The organism is Tissierella creatinophila DSM 6911, from assembly GCF_001940565.1.
Classification (GTDB): domain Bacteria; phylum Bacillota; class Clostridia; order Tissierellales; family Tissierellaceae; genus Tissierella_A; species Tissierella_A creatinophila.
In genome coordinates this window covers 1-5,173 of record NZ_LTDM01000039.1, presented here as the reverse complement: position 1 = coordinate 5,173, position 5,173 = coordinate 1, and the positions used below count along the sequence as shown (strand labels likewise).

5 protein-coding genes are annotated in these 5,173 nt (G+C 30.0%); all 5 read left to right on the top strand.

What is annotated here, in order from left to right:
* The first annotated feature begins 374 nt into the window (after nt 1-374).
* The 5 genes from TICRE_RS09070 to nrdG all read left to right on the top strand — a co-directional run bounded on the left by TICRE_RS09070 (nt 375) and on the right by nrdG (nt 4,981).
* A complete protein-coding gene (locus TICRE_RS09070) occupies nt 375-854 on the top strand; it encodes a DUF2975 domain-containing protein (RefSeq protein ID WP_075727304.1) in 480 nt (159 codons plus the stop codon).
* Between the two features lie 7 nt (nt 855-861).
* Nucleotides 862-1,074: a helix-turn-helix domain-containing protein gene (locus tag TICRE_RS09065; protein ID WP_075727302.1), complete on the top strand. Its 213-nt coding sequence runs from the start codon at nt 862-864 to the stop codon at nt 1,072-1,074.
* A 114-nt stretch (nt 1,075-1,188) separates the two neighbouring features.
* Nucleotides 1,189-2,181, top strand: coding sequence for a tryptophan--tRNA ligase (gene trpS, locus TICRE_RS09060; RefSeq protein WP_075727300.1), 993 nt, complete (start codon nt 1,189-1,191; stop codon nt 2,179-2,181).
* A 142-nt stretch (nt 2,182-2,323) separates the two neighbouring features.
* On the top strand, nt 2,324-4,474 hold the full coding sequence (gene nrdD / locus TICRE_RS09055; protein ID WP_075727306.1) for an anaerobic ribonucleoside-triphosphate reductase: 2,151 nt from the start codon (nt 2,324-2,326) through the stop codon (nt 4,472-4,474).
* A 12-nt stretch (nt 4,475-4,486) separates the two neighbouring features.
* Nucleotides 4,487-4,981 carry an anaerobic ribonucleoside-triphosphate reductase activating protein gene (gene nrdG / locus TICRE_RS09050; RefSeq protein ID WP_075727298.1) on the top strand — a complete coding sequence of 165 codons (495 nt, stop codon included), beginning with the start codon at nt 4,487-4,489 and terminating at the stop codon, nt 4,979-4,981.
* The last annotated feature ends 192 nt before the right edge of the window (nt 4,982-5,173 follow it).

Sequence of the window (5,173 nt, the reverse complement as noted above, 5' to 3'; positions counted from 1 at the left end):
GCTTGAATTCTTCACTATATTGTTTCTTTCTCTTTTTCATAATAAATTCGCTCCTTTTCTGATAGTTTTATTATATCAGATATAGAATCTATTATGTTTAGGATGTCCGATTTCTATACTATCACTATAGAGCTAAATATTATTGATTGGATAAATCTCAATACTTAAAAATACAATTATTAATATGCTATGGTTTTTTAAAACAAAGAAAGTTATTAAAATCTAAATAAACTCAACTGATATTTCCAATACATGAAGCAGGTTACATGTATTGGAATTAAATAACAATATATTGAAATTGAATAATAATATATTGAAATTCAATATATTATGTGTTATACTATACCCAGATAAATATTTGGGAGGGATTAGTATTGAAAGTTAATATGGCGTCGAATATTTTAAAAATATTATTAATTGTATTTGCAATAGGTGTAATATCCCTTGGAACATATATACTGCCTATAATGGCAGAAGATATGTTATATGTATATCCTGAGCTTGAATATGTTAAACTACCTATTCTTGTAACTTGTGAATTATTGTTAATTTTATTATTAATAGGAACAGGAGTTATAATGTATCTACTTAAGATGTTTGACCATGGTTTTACATTTAGTTTAAGATTTACTAGAGGATTAGAGATATTAGTTGGAATGTGTATAGTAGCATCCATAGGAATCATAATTTTAATACAGTATATGACAACTTTTGGAGGGCCAGGTCCATTGTTATCGTTAATAATGATAGGTATAACCTTTGTAATATGGATAGTAGCAATGGTAATTATGTTGATTCGAGCTATAGTGAAAAAGGCAATTATTTATAAAGATGATTATGATTTGACAGTGTAGGTGATAGATGATGATAATAGTAAATTTAGATGTTATGTTAGCAAAGAGAAAAATGAGTGTCACTGAACTAAGTGAAAGAGTAGGAATCACTATGGCTAATATATCCATATTAAAAAATAATAAAGCAAAAGCAATAAGATTTAATACACTAGATGCAATATGTAAAGCGCTTGAATGTCAGCCTGGAGATATTTTAGAATATAGAGAAGAAGATGATTAATTTAATTTTCTATAGAGTTTTTAAATTTATCATATATTGAAGAAACCGCTATAATGGTGTATTATATAGAGAAGAATATTGTATTTAGATTTCAAAATACAAAGGGGAGATAAAATGGATAAAAAAACAGTATTTAGTGGAGTTCAGCCATCTGGAGCTTTGACTATTGGAAATTATATAGGGGCGATAAAGAGATGGGTACCACTTCAAGATGATTATAACTGCTATTATTGTGTAGTAGATCAACATGCAATTACTGTGCCTCAAGAGCCTAAGAATTTAAGAAAAAACACTCTTGATATCTTGGCTTTACTTATGGCATGTGGAATAAATCCTGAAAAATCAACTTTATTTATACAATCTCATGCGCCTGAACATGCAGAACTAGCTTGGGTACTAAACACTATAACATATATGGGTCAGTTAAATAGAATGACTCAGTTTAAAGATAAGTCAAAGAAATCAGAGGAAAATTTAAACGCCGCTTTATTTACTTATCCTGTACTGATGGCTGCTGATATCTTATTATATCAGACAGATCTTGTACCAGTAGGACAAGATCAAAAACAGCATTTAGAACTTGCAAGAGATTTAGCTGAAAGGTTTAATAATAGATATAGTGATACATTTAAAGTTCCAGATCCATTAATAGGAGAATTCGGAGCTAGGATTATGAGTCTTCAAGATCCTAGTGTAAAGATGAGTAAATCTGATAGTGATGAAAATGGTTTTATTTTGATTTTAGATGATCAAGCTGCTATAAGAAGAAAAATTAAAAGAGCTGTAACAGATTCTATAGGAGAAGTATCTTATAATGATGAACAACCTGGTATTAAAAACTTATTAAATATATACTCAAGTTTTTCAGGTGAAGGAATAGATACTATAGTAGAAAAGTATAGGGGTAGAGGTTATGGAGATTTTAAAAAGGATTTAGAAGAGATAGTAGTAGAAGGACTAAGTCCCATACAAGAGAAATTTAAAACAATTAGAAATGATAAAACTTACCTAGAAGAAATTTATAAAAAAGGTGCCCAGAAGGCTTCTAATGAAGCTAGAAAAACACTTAGAAAAGTTTATAAGAAGATAGGATTTATTCCTAGATAAAGAAAACAACAATTAACTGAAAACTCTATATAGTGTATGTTCTAGAAAAAGAACTACACTATATAGAGTTTTGTTGTATACTATTTATTAGTTTTGGGGTATAATGGATAATAGAAAACTTTAAGTAGATAAGGAGCTGATGATCATCAAAGTAATAAAAAGAGATAATAGAGAAACTGATTTTGAAAAAGAAAAGATAATTTCTGCTATAGAAAAAGCTATGAGATATGGTAGTGGAAACTATGAAAGAGGTGTGGCCGTTAGGATAGCAGTTGAGATTGAACAAATATGTGAAGTTACAAAGGTGCTTAATATTTCACAAATAGAGGATATGGTTTATCACAAGCTTATAGAAAATAATCATGTGGATACGGCTAAATCTTATGAAGGTTACAGGGCGGTACAAGAACATAAGAGAGAACAGAATACAACAGATGGAAGTATAATAGAACTTATAAATTTTGAAAATGAAGATTTAATGCGAGAAAACTCAAATAAAGATGCAGTTCTTTCTTCTACTCAAAGAGATTTAATAGCTGGAGAAGTATCTAAAGATCTTTACACAAGAAAAATGCTACCAACTCACTTAGCACAGGCTCATGATGAAGGACTTATCCATATTCATGATAGGGATTATCTTCTACAAAACATGCATAACTGTACTATAGTAAACCTAGAGGATATGCTTAAAAATGGAACTGTTATAAATGCAAAGCAAATTAGCAGTCCTAAATCATTCCAAGTAGCATGCACAGTAACAACTCAAATAATAGCTCAAGTTTCAAGTTCTCAATATGGAGGGGCTAGTATAAATGGTATAGATAGGATATTAGCTCCATATGTAAGAAAAAGTTATGATAAGTACCTAAAAGTGCATGAAAAAAGATTTAAGGATTTGAAATTAGATGATTATAAAGTGGAAGATATGTCTACGAAGTATGCATGGGAAGATGTAAAAAAGGAAATAAAAGATGGAGTACAAACCATGCAATATCAGATAAATACACTTAATTCCACTAATGGCCAATCTCCTTTTGTAACATTTTTATTGTATTTCGATCCAAAGGATGAGTATGCTTTAGAAGCATCTATAATTCAAGAAGAAATACTTAAGCAAAGATTAGAGGGAATAGAAAATGAAGCTGGTGTTAAGATGCCCACTTCTTTTCCAAAACTTATATATGTACTTGATGAGCACAATATTGAAAAAGATAGTCAGTACTATTATTTAACTAAATTAAGTGCTGAGGCAAGTGCTAAAACACTTATGCCAGATTATGTATCCGCTAAAAAGATGCGTGAACATTATGAGGGAAATGTTTTTGTTCCTATGGGATGTAGAAGTTATCTTTCACCTTGGAAAGATAAAGATGGAAACTATAAATTTGATGGAAGATTTAACTTTGGTGTAGTTAGTGTAAACCTTCCTGATGTAGCACTTTCAGCCAAAGGAAATATAGAGCTTTTCTGGAATATATTAAACGAGAGAGTAGCTTTAGTTAAAGAGATGGGACTTCTAAGATATAATCAGCTTAAAGATACTCCAAGTGATGTAGCACCTATACTTTGGCAACATGGAGCCATAGCTAGACTTGAAAAAGGTCAAAAAATAGGTAAACTCTTTGAAAATGGGTACTCAACTTATTCATTAGGCTATATAGGTATATATGAAACGGTAAAAGTTTTAATTGGGGAAACTCATACAACTGATGAGGGTGCAAAACTTGCATTAGATATAGTAACTTTTTTAAGAAAAAAGGTAGATGGATGGAAAAAGGAAACAGGCATAGGATTTGCTTTATATGGCACTCCTAGTGAAAATATGGCTGGAAGATTATCTGACGCTACTAAAAAGAGATTTGGAAGTATAAAAGATATAACTGATAAAGGGTACTTTATAAATAGTTATCATGTAGATATAAGAGAAGAGATAGATGCTTTTTCAAAATTAACTTTTGAATCTCCATATCAAGTTCTTTCCTCTGGCGGAACTATTAGCTATGTTGAGATACCAAATCTACAAAACAACTTAGAAGCTGTTTTAGAAGTTATGAAACATATCTACAATACAAATATATATGCAGAAATGAATACTAAAGCAGACCTTTGTCATATATGTAAATTTGATGGAGAAATAATAATAAATGATAATTTAGAGTGGGAGTGTCCACAGTGTCATAATAAAAATCAAGATGAAATGACGGTTGTAAGAAGAACTTGTGGGTATCTAGGGTCTAACTATTGGAGTGAAGGTAGAACTAAAGACATAAAAGATAGAGTTCTTCATCTATAGGAGTGGATTTTTTTGAAATATGCACAGATAAGAAAATATGATGTAGCAAACGGGCTTGGGGTTAGAACTTCTATCTTTGTAACTGGATGTACTCACAATTGCTTTAATTGTTTTAATAAAGAATATCAAGATTTTGACTTTGGTAAGCCTTGGACTAAAAAGGAAACCCAAACCATAATAGAATATCTAAACAATGACCATATATCAGGACTTTCAATATTAGGTGGAGAGCCTATGCAAAATGCAAATGATTTAACTTCTCTAGTGAAGGAAGTTAAGCAACATTCCAATAAAGATATATGGCTTTGGAGTGGATACACTTATGAAGAGGTAATCAAACATGAAGATAGAAGAAAGTTATTAGAAGAAATAGATGTTTTAGTAGATGGAAGATTTATAGAAAGTAAAAAAGATTTAACCCTTAAATTTAGGGGAAGTTCAAATCAAAGGGTTATAGATGTTAAAAAAAGTTTAAGTTCAGGAATGATAGTTATTTTTGAAGAATAGAAGAATAAAAGAGCAAATAGTAAAAAGATGATTTCTAAAATTAGAAATCATCTTTTTTATATATTTAGATAGTTGCAGAATAGAGTTTTGAAATTATCTAAGGTTATCCACAAAGGGAAATTTAATTCAATAAATAAATATGCTCGTTAATTTTGGAGAATCTAGTTATACACAGAAAAAGGGCATAGAAAA